Consider the following 23,159-nt stretch of genomic DNA (forward strand, 5'->3'; position numbering starts at 1 on the left):
CGCCAGAGCATCCCAGCAAACAAAAACCCGGCGGAATGGCCGGGTTTGTCGATTCAATATCCTGGATGGCTTTAAGCCGAGAGCTTGGCCAGAACTTCTTCGGAGACTTCGAAGTTCGAATAGACGTTCTGGACGTCGTCATCGTCTTCAAGCGAGTCGATCATTTTCAGCAGCGACTGCGCCCTCTCTTCGTCGACCGGTACGTTGTTCTGGGCGCGCCAGACTGCCTTCACGGTATCGGCTTCGCCGAGGGATGCTTCGAGCGCCTTGGCGACTTCGCCGAGGGCTTCGAAGGCGGTGGTGATGTAGTGGCCTTCCTCGTCGGTCTCCACATCATCGGCGCCGGCTTCGATCGCGGCTTCCATGACCTTGTCGGGATCGCCGGCGGACAGCTTGTAGGTGATTTCGCCGACGTGGTCGAAGGAGAAGGAAACCGAGCCGGTTTCGCCGAGTGCACCGCCGGCCTTGGTGAAGATCGAGCGGACGTTGGAGGCGGTGCGGTTGCGGTTGTCGGTCAGGGCCTCGACGATGATCGCCGTGCCGCCTGGGCCGTAGCCTTCGTAGCGGACCTCGTCATAGTTCTCCGTATCGGCGCCGGAAGCCTTCTTGATGGCGCGGTCGATATTGTCCTTTGGCATGGACTGGGCCTTGGCGTTCTGGATCGCCAGGCGCAGGCGGGCGTTCATCGTCGGGTCGGGCAGGCCGGCCTTGGCGGCAACGGTGATTTCGCGCGCGAGCTTGGAGAACATTTTCGAGCGCACGGAATCCTGACGGCCCTTACGGTGCATGATGTTTTTAAACTGTGAATGGCCAGCCATGGCACCCCTGTTCACGTCTCATTGTTCGGAATGGGCCGCCTTATAAGATCGGAAAGGGCGATATTCAAGGAAAAAGCAGCTTTTCGATCCTTCCCTGGCGGCGTGGTGGTGGGCGGAACAAAGCCGAGGAGATGACGTTTTCAACCGACAACACCAGCAGGAAAGGAACGGCAATGGCAAGCTTCACTGAAGCCCGGGAACAACCGGCACGTCAGCTCTGGGATCAGATCAACGATATCAATGCCGGCATGCTTGGTCTTTCAGGCATCGATATGCACATGCAGCCGATGGCACCCAACGTCGATCCGACCACCAATACGATCTGGTTCTATACCAAGACGGATGCCGAACTCGTGCAGATGATCAAACCAGGCAGCCGCGCGCATTTCTGCGTCATCGGCAAGAACCATGATTATCATGCCTGCCTGTCCGGGGTTATCGAGGTGCACCCTGATCCCTCGAAAATCGAGGAGTTTTGGAACTCGGTCGTTGCCGCCTGGTACGAAGGTGGCAAGAAGGATCCAAAGCTGACGATGCTCTCCATGCATGTCGATGACGCCGACATCTGGGTCTCGACCGGCAGCAAGCTGAAATTCGGCTGGGAAATTGCTAAGGCCAATTTCGATGAGGAGAAGATGCCTGACGTCGGCATCAAACGGCATCTGCAATTTGCGTGAGCAAACAGGCCCGGCATGGTCCGGGCCTTTTACTGCACGTCCTTCATCACATAGATCAGAGGCTTTTTCGGCAGCGTGCGCAGCGAAACGGTGATGCTGTTGTCGGGCGCGTAGTTGATGTCGAAACCATTGCCGAACATCGAGATGAAGGCGTTGACCGGCGGGCCGCGGCGATGCATCGGCAAGATCAGCGACGAGCGCAGCCGCTTGATGACGCGGCTCATACTGTCTGCACCCATGGTCAGGCCGCCATCGACCGGCACCATGACCACATCCAGCCTGCCGATTTCAGTGTAATGTGTGTCGGTCAGCTCATAATGCAGGTGGCCGAGATGGCCGATGCAGAGGCCGGCGATCTCGAAGATGAAAATGGAATTTCCGTCCTGCTGCGATCCGCCGAGCCCGTAGCTGAAGCGGATATCCGTCGTCACATTGCGGATATAGGCATCGCCGACGACAAGATTGATCTTCGCCTTGTCGCCGGGAATATCGCTCCAGCCGTGCAGAACATGCTTGATGCCCGGGTCCGGCGTCAGCGTGTAATGCGTCTGATGCGCCTTGTTCATGGTCACGACATCGGGTGTCACCGCGGGTTTGTACCAGCCGTTATAATCGGTGGCGATGACAATGCCGCCGGGTGTGTCGATCTCGAAGGTAGAATGGCCAAGGTAGGTAAATTTAACATCTTCGTCCTCGGACACCGCCGGGATTATCGGCGCCGTAACGGAGAAGCTGGCGAAGGTCGCCTTGGGGATAGTCTGCGCGATAGCCTGGCACTGGCTGACAGGTCTGCGGTTTTCCTGGGCTGCGGCAAGGCGCGGTGCGGTGAAAACCGCTAGGCATGCGATAGCGAGGACAAGACAATGCGGCTTCATGCCACCCCTCCGGCGCTTTCACGACGCCCGCGAGGATGCGGCATGCGGTCGCAGCGGTCCAGCCGGCGCATGCTCACAATTGCGTGTTGCAGTGGCCTAGCGCCAGAACTCCGGGATCGTTTCGGCAAGCCGCGGGCCAAGGCGCAGCGGGGCGATCTTTTCGGCCAGACCCGTCGCGTCCGAAATTTCCACGCCGACGCCGCAGATGGTGGCGGGGCCGGTGGCCGCTTCCATACGGCCCTTCGGCATCTTGGAGATGAAGCGGTTCAGCGGTTCTTCCTTGTCCATGCCGAGCGAGGAATCGTAATCGCCGCACATGCCGGCATCCGACATATAGGCGGTGCCGCCATTCAGGATCTGCGCATCGGCGGTCGGCACGTGCGTGTGGGTGCCGACGACGAAGCTGGCGCGGCCATCGACGAAATGGCCGAAGCACTGCTTTTCGCTCGTCGCTTCCGCATGGAAATCGAAGATGATGGCATCGGCCTGCTCCTTCAGTGGGCAGGCGGCAAGGATCGTCTCAGCCGCCTTGAAGGGGTCGTCGAGCTCGGGATGCATGAAGACGCGGCCCATAATGTTGGCGACGAGCACGCGCGCGCCGTTGCGCGCATAGAAAAGACCGGAGCCACGGCCGGGCGTTCCCTGCGGGTAATTTGCCGGACGCAGAAACTGGTCATGGCGGCCTGCGAAGGCGACGGCATCCTTCTGGTCCCAGACGTGATTGCCGGTTGTCACCACATCGGCGCCGGCATTGATCGTTTCCAAAAAGATGTCTTCGTTGATGCCGAAGCCGCCGGCGGCGTTTTCGCCATTGACGATGACGAAGTCGAGCTTCAGGTCGGAAACCAGACCGGGCAGGCGGTCCCAGACCGCCGTGCGTCCCGTCTTGCCGACCATGTCACCCAGAAATAGCAGTCGCATTCCCTATCCAATCCGTGAGGTAAAATGGCGCAGGCCGCTTTCCGTCAGGATGGCATCCAGGCTTATGTCATGCGGCTCAGCCGGTACCTCTGCCACTTCCTGGCAGTCAAATGCAATGCCGATCAGCTTCGGCGACAGGCCTTTTTGCCGGAGACGGCCGATTGCACGGTCATAATGGCCGGCGCCGTAGCCGATGCGGTGGCCGCGGGAATCGAAAGCCGACAGCGGCACGAGCATGATTTCGGGGTCGAGGATAGCAGCGTCTTCGCTTGGGCCGACCGTGCCGAAGCCGGTGCCGATCAGTGCCGCGCCGTGGACGAGTTCGCGGAAGACGATGGTCTGCTTGTCGACGATTGCGGGCACGCAAAGGCGGGCGCCGCGTCCGCGCCACCGCGCCATCAGCGGCTGCAGATCGGCTTCCGAACGGATCGGCAGAAAACCGGAGATGATCGTGCCGGGCGTAAAAGCAATCGCATCGCCGGCATGGGCTGCCATGTCGAGGCTTTTGGCTGCGCGCAGATCCGTCGGGATCGCATCCCTGAGTGCCAGACGCTCAGCGCGCAATTGAGCCTTCAATTCCTTGGGCGTCATCTCAATTCCATATCGTTGTCCGGCGAACATAACCGCTTGTGGCTGATTGCAACAGGTGAAAAGGGTCTATTCCTCGCCTGATTGCGCCTCGTTCTCGATATGGGCATAGGCGAGTTTCAGCATGATTTCCGACGCTTCCATCAATGTCCTGCGCTCTTCCGGCGTCAGGTGGTCGTCCATCGTTTTTTCCAACCAGGCGCGGCGAGCGCCTATGTCCTCGGACAACACCGTGCGGCCGTGAGGAGTGATCGACAGTTCGATCTCGCGGCGGTCGGTCTCGCTACGCATGCGGCTGATCAGCCCGTCGCGCTCAAGGGCCGCGATGATACGGGTGACCGATTGAGGCTGCAGATGTTCTTCCAGGGCCAGCCGCCAGGCGGGCATCGGCCCCAAGCGATGAAGCGTGGCGAGGATCGCAATGGTCGACAGGCTGTGCGGACCTTCGGGGCGCGCAGCCCGCAAGCGGCGGCCGAGCAGGAGGACGGAACGCAAGATGCGTGTCGCAGGTGCGTCGCTGTTACTAGACATATCGTACGCAGTGCGTATTATTTCTTTGATGCCCAATTCCGGGTCTGAGAAACGATTGATGGAAAAGACACTCAATCACGTAGCCGGAGCCTTTCGCTGGTCGACTGAAAAGGAAGTGACGGCGATCGAAATCGCCGTATCGGCGCTTGCCATGGCCGTTCCGGCGCTGCTTGCGGCGAGGGGCCATCATACGGGGCTTGGCCTGATCGGCGGCATGGCGATGAGCGGGACGGTAGCGCATGGCAGACTGAGGACGCAAGCTGCGAGCGCAGGGGCCGCATTGCTGGTCCTAGTGTTTGCGACGGGGCTTGCCTGCGCGCTCGGACGGCTTGGCTGTGCTTGGCAGATGGGCCTGTTGGTGATTGCCGGCATTGCCGGTATCGTCGGTGGTTTCGATCGCGCTATGGTCGCCGCCTCTATGCGCTTCGTCTTCTATCTCGTCATGGTCGGCGGCATCGTCTCTACCACCACGGCAGATCCGCTGCTCATCTTTGCCATTGTCATCGGCGGCGCGTTTTTCGCTGTCGTTCTCCACATGATGATGGCTGGGGTCGTCGCGCATATCCGCCGTCGCGCGGCAGAGCCGGTCGAGAATGAACGCAAGCCGACCGCCAGACAGAAATTCAACAGGCTGCGGCGTTCTCTGACGGAGCCAGCAGGCTGGCAATATCCCGTCCGGTTGGTTTCCTGCCTGGGCGCCGTCTCGCTCATCCACCTGTTCTTTCCCGATCACGATGTTCACTGGGCGGCGCTGGCGCTGGTGCTGCTGATCGAGCGGCGGCCGGAACGTTTGCCACTCAAGACGACGCAAAGAGTGATCGGCGTTCTCTTCGGTGTCTGTTGTGCGGGATTGCTGTCGTTTCTTACCTTGCCAGCCTGGGCCGATGTGCTTGTTGTCGCCGTGCTCGGCGGTAGCAGGCCCTTCCTGCGGGCCAGGAATTATCTCGCCTATTCGATCGTGATGACGCCGCTGATGATGATGGCCATGGGAACCGCCGATCATGCCCTGCCGGCTTCCGCGCTGTTGGATAGGCTATTTGCGACTGTCTTTGCCGCCTGCCTCGTGCTGCTCGTCAACCAGGCAACGATCCATTTTCTGCCACAGACGGCAGCGCCTAAGGCTTAGACGACGATGCTCGAGGGAATGGTCGCCGTCGGCACGGCAGCCGACAGGCCGGTCACGGCTGATTGTGCTGTTCCGATTGCACCTTCGGCGGCGGCGTCGCGGTTCTTCTCGCGCAGATCGCGCATGGCCTTTTCGAGGATTTGCTTCAGCTCGCGGACGACGGACTTGAACTCTTGCATCGTCTTGCGGTCATCGGCGGAAATTGCCGACGACTTCGGACCGTCTTCGACGATTTCCTGATAGGCCTTGCGGGCATGAGCCGCACCGTCTGTTTCCGCCGTGTCCGTGCCGTCTTCCACTGCTTCCGTTGTCGTTTCGGCACCCTGCGCTGCCTCGGTGGAAGCTGCTGCATCGCTTGCGACAACGTCGGCCGTTGCATTGGTGGTGGCATCGGTCGTCGCAGCGGTGGAAGCTGATATGGCTGCTGTGCTGGTCGCAGCACTTGCATCGGAAGAGCCGCCGGTTGCAACGGCCGAGGCAAATTCGGAGGCCGCGGCGCCAACCTTACGTGCGAGTTCGGCGGCGAGACGCGCAATCACTTCAGGCGGGAAGCCCGCCGTCTTCAGCGCCTGAAGCTCCTGCTTGGCTTCTTCGAGCTTGCGCTGGGCGCGGCTCTTCGCATCGTCGGCGGAGCTTGCCAGCGAATTACGCACCTGTTCCAGCGCCAGCGACTGCCGCTGGATCTTCAATACGCCGGTATCGGGCTCGTTGCTCGTGGACGAAACGCCGGATTGTGCCGGCTGAGTGCCGCGCAGAAGGGTGGACGCCGAAACGGTTGCGAGCTGCATAATATACCCCCGATTACATTTGGGGCGCACTCTGCCAGATCAGACTTGCGTGGAACTGGGGCGCGGAACCCCTTGTTTCCCAGCCAATTGCTGCATCGTTTGTTCGAAAAGGGGCATGCCACCGGGCTTCCAGCCGAGCGCGCGGATCTTACTCGTGTTCATGGTGCAAAGCTCTGCCTTGTCCGCTGCTTCGGGCAGCGAGAAGGGACAGTCGACGTGATGGCGGATCGGCGAAAGGATATCCCTCGTATCGACGGCGATATCCGAAACGTTGAAGACTTCGCCGGAGATTCGGGCGCTTTCCGTTTCTAGCATCAGTCGCACGACACGGCCGAGATCGCGTCCATGCACCTCGGTTCCCGCGCGTGAGGAAACAGGCTGGCCGCTCAGATAGTCATCGATCAGTCGATCCCATTTGTTTGGAGAACCGTCACTGTAAACACCTGTTGCCCGCAGGCTTGCTCCTGCAAAGCCTGGGCCGGAAAGATGGGCGAGCGCCCGCTCCGCATCGAGCTTGACCTGCCCGTAGAGGGTTTCCGGCGTGGCGGACATGGTTTCGAAAAGCTCGGTGCCCGGTGCATGCTCGCCATAGACGGCGCGACTGGACATGAAGATGCAACGGCGGGTGCCTGCGCGCTTTGCCTCCTCGAAGAGTTTCACTGTGCCATCGAGATTCAGGCGGTGAAACGCCTTTGGATCATCGCCTTCGCCGCCGCGGTATTTTCCTTCGATGTGGCTGAAGGCGGCGTGTACGAAAAAATAGGCATCATCGAAGGCGCCGATATCGTCCTCGTCCGGATCGAGCGAAAGCGGGGCGAAATCGACGGGACGAGAGAAGAACCGGGGAAGTGGCGCACGCCGTCCGCCGATAATGACCTGATATCCAGCAGAAAGCAGCTCTTCGACGATATAACGTCCGACGAGGCCCGTTCCGCCTGATACCAGTACTTTCATGCCGCCTCATCCGGATTGACCAGAGATGCAATCTCCGGCACGTGGCCGCCAATATGGAAACAATGCCACAAATCGATCAAAGGTTGTAGCCTCTTTGCCTTAGGATGATCTTTTTCCCAAGGTTTTTCATACTGATAGTGCAGGATAGAAATGCTCTTCCAATCCCACAGGGCCGGCATCGTGAACCAGACATATTGCAGCATGTTGAAATAGACCGGCAGACCATGCCAACCGGGGAAGAACGTCTCGAGGAAGGTCTGGTCTGTGCGCCGCCAGAAGATGTCGGGCTGATCCAGAACTGCAAGCATCTGCCGGAAGGTCTCTTGCGAAGGGCGGGCAACGAAGACGCCGGAGTTCATGCGGTGGAAGTCGGCAAGGCTTTCATAGACATTCGGCGCCGCGGAGAATTCCGGGTAGGCGAAGAGCTTGTCGACATTCTTCAAGACGATCGCATCGGCATCGATGAAAACGCAGCGCTCATATTCGACAAGCTGCCAGAGGTGGAGCTTGCAGAAATTGTCGAGCGGCGAATGAAAGGTCGGCTTGCGGCCTTTGGTGAAAGGTGCTGCGGAGTGGAGATTGCCGCGCGCATGCCGCTCGTTGAAAGCATCCGACAACGGCAGATGCTCGACTTCGATCAGCCGGCAGCCGAGAGCGTCCAGCGGGGCGAGGGTGGCCGCGTCGACTCCGCCGGTATGAAGAATGACGATGGAGGCGTCCGTGCCGGTGCGACGCAGCGAGTTTGCCAGTGCCGTCGCGCCCATGGCGTAATCGGCGTTGGTGACGAGAGTGACGTAGGCGAAGTGCGGGGCAGGGGTCATGGATGCGGGGTACTTTCCTGAACGGCCTCGCTCCGGCAAGGCCGTTGCTTCGAGAAGAAAGCACCACTCATGATACGGACTTCAGCCGCTTGCCTTCCGGGTCGTGATTAATTGTCGCGGCGATATCCTTCGTCCAGGCGGAGACGGCCGGGACGCGGGAGCGGTCGACACGGTAAGCGAATTTCTTGGCGACTTCGACGATTTCGTCGAGCAGGCCTGCCTTCAGGGTAATCGGATCGAGGCCGAGGCTGAGGAACTTGTCGTTCCTGACGACCAGATCGTTTTCGGCAGCTTCCTTGCGCGGATTGGGTAGCCAGACGACTTCGGAACCAGCCATCTTGGCGATCATCTCGGCGAGATCGCGCACGCGATGGGTCTCCGTCATCTGGTTGAAGATCTCGACGCGTGAGCCGCGGGCGGGGGGATTCTTGAGTGCCAGTTCGATGCAGCGGACGGAATCCTGGATATGGATAAAGGCACGCGTCTGGCCGCCGGTGCCGTGGACGGTCAGCGGATAGCCGATGGCGGCCTGAATGAGGAACCGGTTCAGTACCGTGCCGTAGTCGCCATCATAATCGAAGCGGTTGATGAGCTGCGGATGGCGGCGCGTCTGTTCCGTATGCGTGCCCCACACGATGCCTTGATGCAGATCAGTGATCCTGAGGCTGTCATTCTTGGCATAGAACTGGAAGAGCAGCTGATCCAGGCACTTGGTCATGTGGTAGATTGAGCCGGGATTGGATGGATAGAGAATCTCCTGGGAGGCAGTTTCGCCATCCATCGTCTCGATGCCGACAGGCAGATAACCTTCCGGGATGGCGGCGCCGACTGTCGAATAGCCATAGACGCCCATGGTGCCGAGGTGGACCAGATGCGCATCGAGCTGCAACTCGACCAACGCATTCAAGAGATTATGTGTGGCGCTGACATTGTTGTTAACAGTGTAATTCTTGTGCCGGTCGCTCTTCATCGAATAGGGCGCAGCGCGCTGCTCGGCGAAATGGATGATCGCATCCGGCCGGTTTTCCGCGAGCCACTTCTTCAGGAGCTCGTAGTCCCGAGCGAGGTCGATCAGATTGAAATGAATGCGGCGGCCGGTCTCGGCATGCCAGATGCGGGTGCGCTCCTGAATGGAGTCCATCGGCGTCAGCGACTGGACGCCGAGCTCGGTGTCGATCCAGCGGCGGGAGAGATTGTCGAGGATGTGGATGTCATGCCCGGCATCGGAGAGATGCAGCGAGGTTGGCCAACCGATGAAACCGTCTCCACCCATCACCGCAATCTTCATGCCACTGGCTCCTCATCGGTTGTTTTCCATCGGGATAATTAGGAAATATGACAATTGTTCAATGCTTGCCTGTCGAGAAGTGTTGCGTCAAAGAGGGCCGGAAAGTTTGGAGAAAATTATGGCGGAACACGGTTTTTCTATTTCCGGCGAGCTCACCGACGTGGGGCATCGACTCGTCCAGCGGGTCTATTATGAAGATACGGATTTCTCCGGTCTGGTCTATCACGCACGCTATCTGCATTTCCTCGAACGGGGCCGCACCGACTACCTGCGCTGTCTCGGTGTGGAGCAGCGAGAGCTCGTGAATGCGGACGAGGAAGGACTCGTCTTCGTCGTCCATCGCATGGAGATCGACTTCAAAAGCCCGGCCCGCATGGACGACATTTTGACCGTGATCACACACACAGAAAAGGCCGGCGGCGCGAAGATGGTGCTCAACCAGGAAATCCGCCGCGACGATACGCTGCTGATATCAGCCAAGGTGATCATCGCGGTGATCAATGCCAAGGGCAGGCCGCGCCGGTTGCCGGAGACACTGGCAAGGCAAATGCTCATTCCCGAAAGCTGAAAATAGCCGGGATATGCCTGCGTTTCCTGCGTCAAACTGCCGGAATCGAGGGCTTGTAAAAACTTGAATTTTATGTGAAGGAATTGCCGCGCTGCAAGATGAGCGCTGTGTTCAGCAACCGGACAATGTCCGGTCAAGTTATCCAGGAACAAAATCTCCCGCGACATTCCCGCTGTCATAGTCTGGCACTAACGATCTATTAACCATAATGGTGTCTTACTTGCGGAGTCGGAGTTTGTGCGACGCACGCCTTCCTTTGACCAAATTTGACGGCAAGAAGGCGGAAGAAGAGCTTGGAAGCTTGACCAGGGCTTTGGGCGGCGGCCGCCAGACATTCTTGCGTGATCACTTCGTGCCGCCCGGTCAAGCGCCGGGCGTTTGGATTCGGGGATTTTGGATCTATGGAACAAGTAGGATTGGCAGCAGCCACGACCGACGTCAGCCTCTGGTCGCTTTTCATGCAGGCCGGCATCGTCGTCAAGCTGGTCATGCTCGGCCTTATCGCCGCTTCGGTGTGGACCTGGGCTATCGTCATTGACAAATATCTGGCCTATGGCCGCGCCCGTCGCCAGTTCGACAAGTTCGAACAGGTCTTCTGGTCTGGCCAGTCGCTGGAAGAACTCTACCGGACGCTTTCGGAGCGTACAAATACAGGCCTCGCGGCGATCTTCGTCGCGGCGATGCGCGAATGGAAGAAGTCCTTCGAGCGCGGCGCGCGTTCGCCGATCGGCCTGCAGATGCGTATCGACCGCGCCATGGACGTGACGCTCGCCCGCGAATCCGAATTTCTCTCTGCCCGTCTCGGATCACTGGCGACGATCGGTTCGGCCGGTCCGTTCATCGGTCTCTTCGGAACGGTTGTCGGTATCATGACCTCGTTTCAGGCAATCGCCGGTTCGAAGTCCACCAACCTCGCGGTCGTCGCACCCGGTATCGCGGAAGCGCTTCTCGCAACCGCCATCGGCCTCGTCGCCGCTATCCCGGCGGTTATCGCCTACAACAAGTTCTCCGCCGACGCGGGCAAGCTCTCAGGTCGCATGGAAGGCTTTGCGGATGAATTCTCCGCCATCCTTTCGCGCCAGATCGACGAGAAGCTGCAGCCGCGCCAGGCTGCGCAGTAACGGAGTAGACGATCATGGGTATGGCTGTAGGCGGCAATAGCGGAGGGGGCGGCGGACGCCGCCGCCGTGGTAGCCGCAACAAGGGAGTTATCTCCGAAATCAACGTGACGCCGCTCGTCGACGTCATGCTGGTGCTTCTCATCATTTTCATGGTGGCGGCCCCGATGATGACGGTCGGCGTTCCGATCGATCTGCCGGAAACGCAGGCCAAGGCACTGAATTCTGAGACGCAGCCGATCACGATCTCGGTCAAGAACAGCGGCGAAGTCTATCTGCAGGAAACGCCGATCCCGGCCGAAGAAATTGCTGCAAAGCTGGAGGCGATCGCCACTACTGGCTACAACGAGCGCATCTTCGTGCGCGGTGATGCGACGGCGCCTTATGGCGTGATTGCTGACGTCATGGCCCGCATCCAGGGCGCAGGCTTCAAGAATATCGGCCTCGTGACGCAGCAGAAGAAGGACCAGTAACGCTCAAGATGAAGACCAGCGTCGTCACATCTGCGGTTCTGCACGGGCTGGTGCTTACCTGGGCGCTGGTGTCGCTCGGCGCGCCGGAATCCTTCAAGGTGGAGGATTTCGAGGCGATGCCGGTCGACCTCGTGCCGGTGGAATCCATCACGCAGATGCAGCAGGGCGACAAGAAGGCTCCGAAGAAGGAGACGTCTGCGCCTGTACCGACGACACGGCCGCCGATCCCGCAGCCGGCCGAAAATGCCGGCGACAACAATGTCGACCTGAAGACGACGCCGGTTCCGAATGCTAAGCCGAGCAACAGCGAAGCCGCCGCCGCGAAGTCGAGCGAAAAACCGCTGCCGCAGATCGATCCGACGCCGAACGATGTCAAGGAAGTCAATAAGGAAGAAACCGACATCGAACAGCCGAAAGAAGTCGCTTCCATTCCGCAGACTAAGCCTGTGGATGTGACGCCGCCGAAGCCGGAGGAAAAGCCACCGGAAGAACAGGCCAAGCCTGAGGAACCACCTAAGCCGGATGCGGAAGCTTTGCCGGACAAAGTGCCGACGCCTGTCGTCAAGCCGCAGGTAAAACCGCCGGAGCAGAAGCCTGCTGAGAAACCACCGGAGAAGCCTCAGGACCAGCCGAAGGCCGCTGAAAAGCCCACCGACAAAAAGAAGGACGATCAGAAGCGCGAAGTGGCCAAATCCGCTTCGTCGATGAAGAGCGACTTCAACGCGGATGAAATCTCGGCACTGCTCAATAAGACTGATCCGTCTGCCGGTGGCGCCAAGCGCTCAACGCAGGAAGCGTCTCTTGGTGCGAAGAAGGCCACGAACGGCGCGTCGAAACTGTCGCTCAGCGAAATGGATGCTCTGAAGAGCGCAATCGCCGGCAACTGGTCAGTCATTCCCGGCATGGAAGGCATGGCGGATGTGCGCATCAAGGTTCACATGAAGCTTGATCAGGACGGTAACATTATTGGCGAGCCGGAAGTCGAGGCGACAGGCGGTGATAATGACTCGACCCGCCGCGCGCTCGCCGGCGGTGCATATCGCGCCATCATGAAGTCAGCACCATTCTCAAGCCTGCCAAAAGACAAATACGACGCCTGGAACGAAGTCGTCGTCAATTTTGATCCGAGCGATCTGGGAATCTAGATGCTGACGGACCTGTCCCACGGCAACAAGAACCTTGCAGCCGCCATCGCGCTCGGCGCGATTTTGGGTTGCGCCTGCGACGCTGCGGCACAGTCATCCATCAGAGCCACCTCCGATAGTCCGGCAGCAGAAATGCGCCAATTGGTAACGACCTATTTCAATGTTCCTCCGGACTTGCTGGACGGTGCCAAAGGCCTCATCACAGTCCACGTAAGACTCGACAAGGCTGGCGCGGTCGTTGGTTCGCCTGAGGTGACAGCCAAGGGCGGCAGCGACGCTCAGCGAAAAGGTCTGTCGGCCGCGGCTCTTCGCGCGGTGCTACGCGCATCGCCATTCACCATGCTTCCGAAAGAAAAATACGAATCCTGGAAAGAAGTCGTCCTGCGCTTCGAACCCGGCGATCCGACTCCATAGATGCTGAAAGGCTGTTTGGTATGACAAAGTGTTCCTTCTTCCGCGCCATCATGGTCGCTGCCGGTCTGATGACTGCGGCCGCCTTTGCGACGCCAGCCAACGCCCTTGTTGAGATCAACATCAACAAGGGTAACGTTCAGCCGCTGCCCATTGCGGTGACGGACTTCCTGCAGGGCAACATGGGTGCGCAGGTTTCTCAGGTCATCGCGGCGGATCTTCAGCGCTCCGGTCTGTTTGCGCCGGTCAATAAGACGGCCTTCATCGAAAAGATCTCTAACCCCGATGCCTCGCCGCGCTTCGAAGATTGGAAAGTCATCAATGCGCAAGCGCTGGTCACCGGTCGTGTCACCCAGGAAGCGGATGGTCGCCTTCGCGCCGAATTCCGTCTCTGGGATACTTTCGCCGGCCAGCAGATGACCGGCCAGCAGTTCTACACGCAGCCTGAGAATTGGCGGCGCGTCGCCCATATCATCGCTGACGCGATCTACAAGCAGATCACCGGCGAGGAGGGCTATTTCGACACCCGTGTCGTCTTCGTTTCCGAATCCGGCCCCAAGCAGCAGCGCAAGCGCCAGCTGGCGATTATGGACCAGGACGGCTTCAACGTGCGCATGCTGACCGACGGCAGCGACCTCGTGTTGACGCCGCGCTTCTCGCCGAACCGGCAGGAAGTCACCTACATGTCCTTCGCCAACCAGCAGCCGCGCGTCTATCTGCTGCAGCTCGAAACCGGACAGCGCGAAGTCGTCGGCAACTTCCCGGGCATGACTTTCTCGCCGCGCTTTTCTCCTGATGGCCAGAAGGTCATCATGAGCCTGCAGCAGGAAGGCAACTCGAACATCTACACGATGGACCTGCGTTCGCGCACGACGACCCGTCTGACATCCACGGCTGCGATCGATACGTCACCTTCCTATTCGCCAGACGGCAATCGCATCGCCTTCGAAAGTGACCGCGGCGGACAGTCGCAGATCTATGTCATGAATGCCGACGGTTCGGGCCAGACCCGTATTTCCTTCGGCGATGGCCGTTACTCCACGCCGGTCTGGTCGCCGCGTGGCGATCTGATCGCTTTCACCAAGCAGTCGGGCGGCAAATTCTCGATCGGCGTCATGAAGCCGGATGGTTCGGGTGAACGCATTTTGACGACCGGTTTCCACAATGAAGGCCCGACCTGGGCGCCGAATGGCCGCGTCATCATGTTCTTCCGCCAGGCGGCAGGTGCGGGCGGTCCGCAACTCTATTCGATCGACCTGACTGGCTACAATGAACAGGCCATCAAGACGCCGGCCTACGGCTCGGACCCGGCCTGGTCGCCGCTTCTGGAGTAGTGGAGGGGGAGAATATCGCCTTCATGTCGCCGCAAAGTCCTGAAAATGGGCGATGCAGGGACAAATCAACGAATCGTTAACCATAATCTTTGATGGCCGGTTAACCGAGTGCGGTTACTGTCCGGAAACCCTGATTGAAGTCGCAAGGAGACCCGGCCATGAGCCGAATTCACACCCCGGCAATGAGCCGCATGCAGAATTTCGCCCGTAACCCCGTCATGATCGCGCTTGTCGCCGGCCTTGCTCTCGCAAGCTGCGCCAAGAAGAACGTGCCGAACAGTGCCGGCGAGCTCGGCCTCGGTGCAGGTGCGGCAACACCTGGCTCCACCCAGGACTTCACGGTCAATGTCGGCGACCGCATCTTCTTTGATACCGACTCCACTTCGATCCGCGCCGATGCTGCCCAGACGCTCGACCGTCAGGCTCAGTGGCTCGGTCGCTACCCGAACTACCAGATCACGGTCGAAGGCCATGCCGACGAGCGCGGCACGCGCGAATATAACCTCGCTCTTGGCGCTCGCCGCGCTGCAGCCGCCAAGGATTATCTCGCTTCGCGCGGCGTTCCGGCCCAGCGCATGAAGACGATCTCCTACGGCAAGGAACGTCCGGTCGCCGTCTGCGACGACATTTCCTGCTGGTCGCAGAACCGCCGTGCCGTCACCGTTCTCGGCGGCGCAGGCATGTAATTCACGGCAAAAGCCGGAATTTGACGAGGCGGCTCCTTGCGGGCCGCCTTTCTTTTTGACCACACTTTGGCCAGACTCCGTTGCTTTTTGAGAGCAATTGGAAAAATCTCCTGTCGTGCCATCGGGGCGCGAAGAATCACTGGGACAGGACGATACAAATGAAGAAACTAGTCGTGGCAGGCATGCTGTGCCTTGCGGCCGTGACCGGGAGCGAGCGAGCGGCATATTCCGCTTCGTTCTTCGGCTTGCACATCGGCGGCCAATCCGCGCAACAAAGCCAGCCGGCAGCGCCTGTTGTCAAGGTGCAGGGCAGCGACGCGGAAATCCGCATCCAGCAGATGGAAGAGCAGATGCGGCAATTGAACGGCCGTATCGAGGAGATGAGCTATCAGCTTCTCCAGATGCAGGAGACAATCCGCAAGCAGCAGGAAGACAATGAATTCCGCTTCCAGCAGCTCGAAAAAACCGGAGGCGGCGCAGGAGCCGGCGGTGCTGCCAAGACGCCGGTGAAGAAGAGTGAAGCCGACGTCGCTCCACCGGCATCAGGCGGTGGCGATGATATCGCGAAGGTCATTCAAGCCCCGCGGGGAGCCGAAACGGCTCCCTCCACCGGCGTGCCGGCCAATGAAGGCCTCGGCCAGCCGCCGCGCGAGCTGGGCTCCATGGATTTCGACCAGAACGGCAATCCTGTCGGCAATTCCATGAACCAGAATGCGACGGTCGGTTCCGCACCGCTGCCGGATGCGGCCGCGCCGCAGCAGACCGCTTCGCTCGGCAGCGAGTCCGACCAGTACAAGGCGGCCTATGGCCACGTGCTTTCCGGCGACTACGCTACGGCGGAGCAGGAATTCACGCAGTACATCTCCCGTTATCCGAACAGCTCGCGCGCTCCGGATGCCAATTTCTGGCTCGGCGAAGCACTTTATTCGCAGGGCAAGTTCAACGAATTGGCCAAGACTTTTCTGAATGCCCATCAAAAATACGGCACATCCGAAAAGGCGCCTGAGATGCTGCTGAAGCTCGGCATGTCGCTTGCCGCACTCGACAATACCGATACTGCCTGCGCGACCCTGCGCGAAGTCAGCAAGCGGTATCCGAAAGCCTCCCGCGCCGTCATAAACAAGGTTGCGAGCGAACAGAAGCGTCTCGCCTGCTAGGGTCTTCCGGTTTGTTTCCGGAAGATCCGATTTCTCCCGAGGCGGCAATCGACCGTTTCCTTGCTTCGCTGAAGACACCCGCGCGCATTCTTGTCGCGATCTCAGGCGGAAGCGATTCCAGTGGCCTGCTCCTCTTGCTCCATGAAGCGCTGAAGGCCGCACCCAATCTTTCCATTTCCCTTTGTGCTGCGACAGTCGACCATGCGCTGCGCCGCGAATCCGCGGATGAGGCCTGCCGGGTCGCAACTCTCTGCGCATCAATAGGCATTCCGCACCGGACGATGGTCTGGCAGGGGGAAAAGCCGAAAACCGGTATGATGGCGGCTGCCCGCGAGGCGCGTTACGGTCTTCTTGCCGAGGCGGCGGAAGCCTTCGATGCTGATCTCATCGTGACAGGACATACGCTGGACGATCAGCGCGAAACGCTGCACATGCGTGGAATGCGGACGGAGCAGATTTCGACCGGCATTGCGGATGCAGTGCTGTTCGACCGGCATTTCTGGATCCTGCGGCCGCTCCTTTTTCCACCCGGGTAGATATCCGTCGCTTTCTAACCGCGCGCAGCGTGGCGTGGATCGACGATCCCAGCAATGAAGATGTGAAATACGAGCGTGTGCGGACGCGCCGGCAACTTTCCGCTGAGGGCGCTGCCGAGACGGATATCTGTCGTGTTTGGGAAGAGCGGCTGGCTCTTTCTTCTGACGGAGCCGGATGGGTGCATCGCCATTTCAGGCTTCATGGCGGTTTACTCGGGCAGGTGATGCCCGGTGGGTTGAAGCAGGATCGCAGAGTTCTTGATTATGCGCTTGGCCGTCTGACGGCCGTTTTTGGCGGGCAGTCGTTTGTGCCGGGAAGGAAACAGATGGAGCGGCTTCTTGCATTCGCCACAGGTGGTAAGCCGGGGCGAATGACTGTCGGCCGTGTGGTATTCGATTTGCGGCGTGACGGGCTTTATCTGGCACGTGAGAGCCGCGGAATCCTGCCTCTGGTGCTTCGGTCGGGAGAAGCCGGTGTTTGGGATGGAAGATTTGAAGCGAGAAACAGGTCGTCAGAGACCATAGAAATTACGACGCGCGCAGGCTCGGTGAATGAGGCAACGATGCGTAGAGGGTCTTCCGCGCCCGACTTGGGCTCGCCGGATTCCGATGACAGGCAGGACAATGGGGATTGGAGCCAGGGTCTTCCCAAGGCGGCGTGGAAACGGGCTGCGGCTTCTGGGCCGGCCATATCCGCAGGGCAAGGCCTTTTATTGCCGGAATTCGCCCGATCCGTCGATTTGACGCCCCATTTTGCAGCCTTCGACCGCTTTTTGACACGATTTGATTTCACCTTTGCCGAGAGGCTTTCGGCAGTTTTCTCAAGGGTGCCCTATGCGGAGCCGCCTTTAAGAAGTATTGACGGAAAAACGATCTGACAGAGTGGATCGCCTTGGCAATGGCCTGGCGCAACCCTATGTTAGAGACCAAATATGACGGCCGCCATGAGGCGACTGTCCAGTGCTGGGGAGTTCAATGAACCCTAACTTACGTAATTTCGCCTTGTGGGCGATCATAGCGCTTCTGCTGATCGCCCTCTTCAGTATGTTCCAGACGGCTCCGGCGCAGACGGGTTCGCGTGAAGTTCCTTATTCACAGTTCCTGCGTGAGGTCGATGCGGGCCGCGTGAAGGATGTTGTGGTCACCGGTAACAGGCTGACCGGAACATATCTGGAGAATAACAATACCTTCCAGACCTATTCGCCTGTGATCGACGACAATCTGCTGGAGCGCCTGCAATCCAAGAATGTCGCTGTCACTGCGCGCCCGGAAACCGATGGTTCCTCCGGCTTCCTGAGCTATCTCGGAACGTTGCTGCCGATGCTCTTGATCCTTGGTGTCTGGCTGTTCTTCATGCGGCAGATGCAGGGCGGTTCGCGCGGCGCGATGGGCTTCGGCAAGTCCAAGGCCAAGCTTCTGACCGAGGCGCATGGCCGCGTGACCTTCGACGACGTTGCCGGCGTCGATGAAGCCAAGCAGGACCTGGAAGAGATCGTTGAGTTCCTGCGCGATCCGCAGAAGTTCCAGCGCCTCGGTGGCAAGATCCCGCGCGGCGTGCTGCTTGTCGGCCCTCCGGGTACCGGTAAGACGCTGCTCGCCCGCTCGGTTGCCGGCGAAGCCAACGTGCCGTTCTTCACCATTTCCGGTTCGGACTTTGTTGAAATGTTCGTCGGTGTCGGTGCAAGCCGCGTCCGCGACATGTTCGAGCAGGCGAAGAAGAATGCACCCTGCATCATCTTTATCGACGAAATCGACGCCGTCGGCCGCCATCGTGGCGCCGGTCTCGGCGGCGGTAACGATGAACGCGAACAGACGCTGAACCAGCTCCTGGTCGAGATGGACGGTTTCGAAGCCAATGAAGGCATCATCCTGATCGCCGCGACCAACCGTCCTGACGTTCTCGATCCGGCGCTGCTGCGTCCGGGCCGTTTCGACCGCCAGGTCGTCGTTCCGAACCCTGACATCGTCGGCCGCGAACGCATCCTGAAGGTTCATGCCCGCAACGTTCCGCTGGCACCGAATGTCGATCTCAAGGTTCTGGCTCGCGGTACGCCCGGTTTCTCCGGTGCGGACCTGATGAACCTCGTCAACGAAGCCGCCCTCATGGCCGCCCGCCGCAACAAGCGTGTCGTGACCATGCAGGAATTCGAAGACGCCAAGGACAAGATCATGATGGGTGCGGAGCGCCGCTCTTCGGCTATGACCGAAGCGGAAAAGAAGCTCACCGCCTATCACGAGGCCGGTCATGCCATCACCGCGCTGAACGTCGCCGTCGCCGATCCGCTGCACAAGGCAACGATCATTCCGCGCGGCCGTGCACTCGGCATGGTCATGCAGCTTCCCGAGGGCGACCGCTACTCGATGAGCTACAAGTGGATGATCTCGCGCCTCTGCATCATGATGGGCGGCCGCGTTGCCGAAGAACTGACCTTCGGCAAGGAGAACATCACTTCGGGTGCTTCCTCCGACATCGAGCAGGCGACCAAGCTTGCCCGTGCGATGGTCACCCAATGGGGCTTCTCCGACGAGCTCGGCCAGGTTGCCTATGGCGAGAACCAGCAGGAGGTCTTCCTCGGTCATTCTGTTTCGCAGTCGAAGAACGTCTCCGAAGCGACCGCGCAGAAGATCGACAACGAAGTGCGCCGTCTGATCGACGAGGCCTATACGCAGGCTCGCACGATCCTGACGGAAAAGCATGACGAGTTCGTCGCTCTCGCCGAAGGGCTGCTCGAATACGAGACGCTGACCGGCGAAGAGATCAAGGCTCTGATCCGTGGCGAAAAGCCTGCGCGCGATCTTGGCGATGATTCGCCTCCGAGCCGCGGCTCGGCCGTGCCGAAGGCCGGTGCGCGCCCTGCTTCCAAGGGTGATGAACCCGAGGGTGGGCTGGAACCACAGCCTCACTGAAATTGAACAGGAATTTGCTTAAAGGGCCGGATTTCCACAGGGAATCCGGCCCTTTTAATATTAGTAACAGGATATAATCAGTTTTCTTGGTAATTTACGTGCCGGTTACGCGATTTTGTGGCATTCCGCTGACTAAAGACAAGGTTTCGGGCGCAGCACCATTCTTTGAAGCCGGATTCTTGTTTGAGGAATGCCTAAGCTTCTACGGCGCGCGGAAAGCGCAGGAGTGCATATGAAAAGACGCTATTTTGGGACGGACGGCATCCGAGGCCAAGCCAATATCTTCCCCATGACGCCGGATCTCGCGATGCGGGTCGGCATAGCTGCAGGAACGATCTTCCGTAACGGCGCCCACCGTCATCGTGTGGTGATCGGCAAGGACACGCGCCTGTCGGGATACATGCTGGAGAATGCCCTCGTGGCCGGCTTTACCGCGGCGGGACTGGACGTGTTCCTGCTCGGTCCTATTCCGACACCTGCGGTTGCCATGCTGACGCGTTCGCTGCGATGCGATATCGGCGTGATGATTTCGGCCTCGCACAATCCGTTCCAAGATAACGGTATCAAGCTTTTCGGCCCTGATGGTTACAAGCTCTCCGATGATATCGAAGCGCAGATCGAGGACCTGCTGGACAAGGATCTATCGGGACAGCTTGCCAAGGCTGAGGAAATCGGCCGAGCCAAGCGTGTCGATGGCGATATCTACCGCTATCTCGAGCACGTCAAACGCACCTTGCCGCGCGACGTGACCTTGCAGGGCCTCCGCGTCGCGGTCGACTGCGCCAACGGTGCGGCCTACAAGGTGGCGCCCGCCGTTCTCTGGGAGCTCGGCGCCGACGTGGTGACGATCGGCAACGATCCGAACGGCACGAACATCAACCTGAATTGCGGCTCTACCAGCCCGGTCGCCCTGCAGAAGAAGGTCGACGAGGTGCGCGCCGATATCGGCATTGCGCTCGATGGCGATGCGGACCGCGTCATCATCGTCGATGAAAACGGCTCGATCGTCGATGGCGATCAACTGATGGCCGTCATCGCCGAAAGCTGGGCAGAGAGCCAGCAGCTGCGCGGCAACGGTATCGTTGCGACCGTCATGTCCAATCTCGGCCTCGAGCGCTTCCTCGAGGACAAGGGCCTCGGCCTTGCCCGTACGAAGGTCGGCGACCGTTACGTCGTCGAGCATATGCGCCAGCACAATTACAATGTCGGCGGCGAGCAGTCTGGCCATATCGTGCTTTCGGATTACGGCACAACAGGCGACGGTCTCGTTGCCGCCCTGCAGATTCTGGCGGCTGTCAAACGTACTGGTAAAACGGTCAGCGAAATCTGCCGCCGCTTCGAGCCGGTGCCGCAGCTTCTGCGCAATGTCCGCATTACCGGCGGCAAGCCGCTGGAGGATCTGCAGGTGGTCAAGGCGATTGCCGATGCGGAAGCCGAGCTTTCCAAGAACGGCCGCCTCGTCATTCGCCCGTCCGGCACCGAGCCGCTGATCCGCGTCATGGCGGAAGGCGACGACCGTGCGCAGATCGAGCGGATCGTCAACGATCTCATCGGCACGATTTCTAGCGTACGCAGCGCCGCCTGAAAGCGCCGCAAAAAGGATTGAAAGCCGGCCTCCGCGCCGGCTTTTTTATTGGCGTTGCGCGAGCCAGACCGTGTGATTGCCGCAGGCCGGGTCTTCCGCCTTGTGGGCGACGACTGTAAAGCCGTGTTCGGTGAGCAGGGCGCGATATTCATCCGGGCCGAGGCTGCTGTGATAAAGTGGTTCACCGACGAAAACGCCCATAGCTTCGCCATGTGCTGGGCCGCTGGTGAACATCAGCGCGGTTCCCGGCTTCGAATGCGTGCGAAACAGCGGGAACATGCGCCGCTGGTCCTCGAAGGGCAGATGGAAGAAACTGTCCCAGGCAATCAGCCCATCGAAACTTCTGCCGAGCGACAGGCGGCGCATATCTGCGACCTGCCAGTCGGAGTTTGGAAAGCGCGTCCGGCACATGTCGATCAGGCTGGGCGAGGAATCGATACCGGTCACTGCGTGGCCGCTTTCGATGAAATGACGCGCGAGAGGTTCGCCGGAACCGCAGCCGATATCGAGGATTGACCCGCCTTGTGGTATCAGCGTGGTGAAGCGATTCAGCCAGCTCCGTTCAAAAAGGGTCTTGCCGCGGCTTGTATCCCAGACTTTGGCATGCCGTTCGTAGAGATCGGTAATGGTTTCGGCGGCCTGCCTGTTGCTGTTCTGCATACGCTGGCTGATCCTCTGTGGAAAAATCTTCGATTTGTCTTAAGCGGTTCGATCCCAGATGAACATGCGGGGTGATGCGGTTTGCTCGTCTTTGCTCATCCGTCGTTCGCAAGCGTGAACGTTCGCCGGGCTTTTTATTCGTTGTCTTCCCGATCTGGGAAGTCGAGACGGGCAGGTTACTTTTCGAAACATGTTCTGCTGTGAATATTCGCATTACTTCTTATGGTTAAGCAGCTTTTAACGTTTCCGATTCATTATCCATAAAAAGCATATCCGTTTTGGCGGCCTGCAACGCGCCGACGCAACCGACTGGAGTGAATCCATGAAACGAACTTTGTCCGGTATCTTCGCCGCGCTGTTGATCGCGTCGAATGCCTATTCTGCCGATCTTGCTCCGGTCGAACCCATCCCGGAACAGCCGCCGGAAGTCGCCGTGAGCGAATCGACCGGCTGGTATCTGCGCGGTGATGTCGGCTACGCCTTCACCGACCTGCGTGGCGCGAAGTTCTTCCAGGGCAGCAATGCTCTCGAAGCCGACTTCGACGATGCGGACCTTGAAGATGCCTGGACGGTCGGCGGTGGTGTCGGTTACCAGATCAACAGCTATCTGCGCACCGACCTGACCTTCGACTATCTCACCAAGTCTGACTTCCGTGGTTCGACGGTCGGCGGCGGCGCTGACTTCGGCGCCTGCGTGATCGCATGTACGTCGAGAGACGTATCGTCGATGACGGCCTACACGCTGCTCGCCAACGCCTATGTGGATCTCGGCACCTACGCATACTTCACGCCTTATGTCGGCGCCGGTATCGGCGGTTCCTACGTCAAGTGGAAGGACCTCCACAACGTCGCCTGCGCCGATGATGGCAGCGGGTGCGATGATGAAGTCGTCCATGGCGGTCGCGGCGGCTGGCGCTTCAGCTACGCCCTCATGGCCGGCGCCTCGATCGACGTGACCTGCAACGTCAAGGCCGATGTCGGCTACCGCTATCTGCATATCGATGGCGGCAACATGTTCGGCTACAACGAAAACGGCGGCCCGGGTCGCGACCGTGGCGTCAACGTCCACGAAGCCCGTGTCGGCGCGCGCTATCTCTTTGGCGGCTGCGCTCAGCCGGTTGCCTACGAACCGCCGGAAATTCCGCTGCAGCAGCCGGTCTACAAGTAAGCCATAGCTTCAAGGATTATCGAA

23 protein-coding genes and 1 pseudogene are annotated in these 23,159 nt (G+C 59.6%); 14 read left to right on the top strand and 10 right to left on the bottom strand.

The genetic code is table 11. From position 1 onward, the window contains the following. Positions 1-71 precede the first annotated feature (71 nt). Positions 72-818 carry a YebC/PmpR family DNA-binding transcriptional regulator gene (locus ACR9ZQ_RS29600; protein ID WP_113323808.1) on the bottom strand — a complete coding sequence of 249 codons (747 nt, stop codon included), beginning with the start codon at positions 816-818 and terminating at the stop codon, positions 72-74. Between the two features lie 173 nt (positions 819-991). Between ACR9ZQ_RS29600 and ACR9ZQ_RS29605 the strand changes: the two genes are divergently transcribed. Next, complete coding sequence (locus ACR9ZQ_RS29605) at positions 992-1,495, top strand: pyridoxamine 5'-phosphate oxidase family protein (protein WP_113323807.1); 504 nt, start codon at positions 992-994, stop codon at positions 1,493-1,495. 29 nt (positions 1,496-1,524) lie between these two features. On the opposite strand, the gene ACR9ZQ_RS29610 is transcribed toward ACR9ZQ_RS29605, so the two are convergent. From ACR9ZQ_RS29610 to ACR9ZQ_RS29625, 4 genes are all read right to left on the bottom strand, one after another. Then, positions 1,525-2,370 carry an MBL fold metallo-hydrolase gene (locus ACR9ZQ_RS29610; protein ID WP_310383445.1) on the bottom strand — a complete coding sequence of 282 codons (846 nt, stop codon included), beginning with the start codon at positions 2,368-2,370 and terminating at the stop codon, positions 1,525-1,527. Positions 2,371-2,466: 96 nt separating this feature from the next. After that, positions 2,467-3,291, bottom strand: a complete 825-nt coding sequence (locus ACR9ZQ_RS29615; protein ID WP_481429238.1) for a TIGR00282 family metallophosphoesterase — start codon at positions 3,289-3,291, stop codon at positions 2,467-2,469. A 3-nt stretch (positions 3,292-3,294) separates the two neighbouring features. Further along, a complete protein-coding gene (locus ACR9ZQ_RS29620) occupies positions 3,295-3,882 on the bottom strand; it encodes a 5-formyltetrahydrofolate cyclo-ligase (protein WP_481429239.1) in 588 nt (195 codons plus the stop codon). Positions 3,883-3,948: 66 nt separating this feature from the next. Beyond that, positions 3,949-4,410 (bottom strand): MarR family winged helix-turn-helix transcriptional regulator, encoded by a 462-nt coding sequence (locus ACR9ZQ_RS29625; RefSeq protein ID WP_481429240.1) that lies wholly within the window; start codon positions 4,408-4,410, stop codon positions 3,949-3,951. Between the two features lie 58 nt (positions 4,411-4,468). Between ACR9ZQ_RS29625 and ACR9ZQ_RS29630 the strand changes: the two genes are divergently transcribed. Continuing rightward, positions 4,469-5,536 (top strand): FUSC family protein, encoded by a 1,068-nt coding sequence (locus tag ACR9ZQ_RS29630; RefSeq protein ID WP_481429241.1) that lies wholly within the window; start codon positions 4,469-4,471, stop codon positions 5,534-5,536. On the opposite strand, the gene ACR9ZQ_RS29635 is transcribed toward ACR9ZQ_RS29630, so the two are convergent. The 4 genes from ACR9ZQ_RS29635 to ACR9ZQ_RS29650 form a co-directional block, all read right to left on the bottom strand. Then, the gene (locus tag ACR9ZQ_RS29635; protein ID WP_481429242.1) at positions 5,533-6,324 is read right to left on the bottom strand and encodes a hypothetical protein; all 792 of its coding nucleotides are present in this window, start codon (positions 6,322-6,324) and stop codon (positions 5,533-5,535) included. The two genes, ACR9ZQ_RS29630 and ACR9ZQ_RS29635, sit on opposite strands and share 4 nt — an antisense overlap. Before the next feature lie 39 nt (positions 6,325-6,363). Further along, positions 6,364-7,278 (bottom strand): NAD-dependent epimerase/dehydratase family protein, encoded by a 915-nt coding sequence (locus ACR9ZQ_RS29640; RefSeq protein WP_481429243.1) that lies wholly within the window; start codon positions 7,276-7,278, stop codon positions 6,364-6,366. Continuing rightward, positions 7,275-8,099, bottom strand: coding sequence for a glycosyltransferase (locus ACR9ZQ_RS29645; protein ID WP_481429244.1), 825 nt, complete (start codon positions 8,097-8,099; stop codon positions 7,275-7,277). Before ACR9ZQ_RS29645 ends, ACR9ZQ_RS29640 begins: the two co-directional genes overlap by 4 nt. 67 nt (positions 8,100-8,166) lie before the next feature. Next, positions 8,167-9,387 (bottom strand): NAD-dependent epimerase/dehydratase family protein, encoded by a 1,221-nt coding sequence (locus ACR9ZQ_RS29650; RefSeq protein ID WP_113185984.1) that lies wholly within the window; start codon positions 9,385-9,387, stop codon positions 8,167-8,169. A 118-nt stretch (positions 9,388-9,505) separates the two neighbouring features. Between ACR9ZQ_RS29650 and ybgC the strand changes: the two genes are divergently transcribed. The 11 genes and pseudogenes from ybgC to glmM all read left to right on the top strand — a co-directional run bounded on the left by ybgC (position 9,506) and on the right by glmM (position 21,307). Further along, positions 9,506-9,955: a tol-pal system-associated acyl-CoA thioesterase gene (gene ybgC / locus ACR9ZQ_RS29655; protein ID WP_481429367.1), complete on the top strand. Its 450-nt coding sequence runs from the start codon at positions 9,506-9,508 to the stop codon at positions 9,953-9,955. Between the two features lie 401 nt (positions 9,956-10,356). After that, positions 10,357-11,076 carry a protein TolQ gene (gene tolQ, locus ACR9ZQ_RS29660; RefSeq protein ID WP_113295393.1) on the top strand — a complete coding sequence of 240 codons (720 nt, stop codon included), beginning with the start codon at positions 10,357-10,359 and terminating at the stop codon, positions 11,074-11,076. Positions 11,077-11,090: 14 nt separating this feature from the next. Then, positions 11,091-11,546, top strand: a complete 456-nt coding sequence (tolR, locus tag ACR9ZQ_RS29665; protein WP_113323797.1) for a protein TolR — start codon at positions 11,091-11,093, stop codon at positions 11,544-11,546. 8 nt (positions 11,547-11,554) lie between these two features. Next, positions 11,555-12,691, top strand: coding sequence for a cell envelope integrity TolA family protein (locus ACR9ZQ_RS29670; RefSeq protein ID WP_481429245.1), 1,137 nt, complete (start codon positions 11,555-11,557; stop codon positions 12,689-12,691). Next, the gene (locus ACR9ZQ_RS29675) at positions 12,692-13,105 is read left to right on the top strand and encodes a hypothetical protein (RefSeq protein ID WP_481429246.1); all 414 of its coding nucleotides are present in this window, start codon (positions 12,692-12,694) and stop codon (positions 13,103-13,105) included. Positions 13,106-13,125: 20 nt separating this feature from the next. After that, the gene (gene tolB / locus ACR9ZQ_RS29680) at positions 13,126-14,436 is read left to right on the top strand and encodes a Tol-Pal system beta propeller repeat protein TolB (RefSeq protein WP_113323794.1); all 1,311 of its coding nucleotides are present in this window, start codon (positions 13,126-13,128) and stop codon (positions 14,434-14,436) included. 158 nt (positions 14,437-14,594) lie between these two features. Then, on the top strand, positions 14,595-15,122 hold the full coding sequence (gene pal / locus ACR9ZQ_RS29685; RefSeq protein WP_113323793.1) for a peptidoglycan-associated lipoprotein Pal: 528 nt from the start codon (positions 14,595-14,597) through the stop codon (positions 15,120-15,122). A 158-nt stretch (positions 15,123-15,280) separates the two neighbouring features. Further along, positions 15,281-16,279, top strand: a complete 999-nt coding sequence (ybgF, locus tag ACR9ZQ_RS29690; protein WP_481429247.1) for a tol-pal system protein YbgF — start codon at positions 15,281-15,283, stop codon at positions 16,277-16,279. Between the two features lie 11 nt (positions 16,280-16,290). Next, positions 16,291-17,693 (top strand): annotated as a pseudogene (tilS, locus tag ACR9ZQ_RS29695) (tRNA lysidine(34) synthetase TilS). A gap of 97 nt (positions 17,694-17,790) precedes the next feature. Beyond that, complete coding sequence (gene ftsH, locus ACR9ZQ_RS29700; protein WP_310383415.1) at positions 17,791-19,722, top strand: ATP-dependent zinc metalloprotease FtsH; 1,932 nt, start codon at positions 17,791-17,793, stop codon at positions 19,720-19,722. A 232-nt stretch (positions 19,723-19,954) separates the two neighbouring features. Beyond that, the gene (gene glmM, locus ACR9ZQ_RS29705) at positions 19,955-21,307 is read left to right on the top strand and encodes a phosphoglucosamine mutase (protein WP_007827040.1); all 1,353 of its coding nucleotides are present in this window, start codon (positions 19,955-19,957) and stop codon (positions 21,305-21,307) included. Between the two features lie 45 nt (positions 21,308-21,352). Here the strand turns inward: glmM and ACR9ZQ_RS29710 are convergent, their stop codons facing one another. Beyond that, on the bottom strand, positions 21,353-21,967 hold the full coding sequence (locus ACR9ZQ_RS29710; protein ID WP_481429248.1) for a class I SAM-dependent DNA methyltransferase: 615 nt from the start codon (positions 21,965-21,967) through the stop codon (positions 21,353-21,355). Between the two features lie 322 nt (positions 21,968-22,289). Here ACR9ZQ_RS29710 and ACR9ZQ_RS29715 point away from each other — a divergent pair, with 322 nt between their 5' ends. Next, on the top strand, positions 22,290-23,135 hold the full coding sequence (locus ACR9ZQ_RS29715) for an outer membrane protein (RefSeq protein ID WP_481429249.1): 846 nt from the start codon (positions 22,290-22,292) through the stop codon (positions 23,133-23,135). Positions 23,136-23,159 lie beyond the last annotated feature (24 nt).

The sequence above is a fragment of the Rhizobium sp. KNZ14-9A genome, from assembly GCF_056755015.1.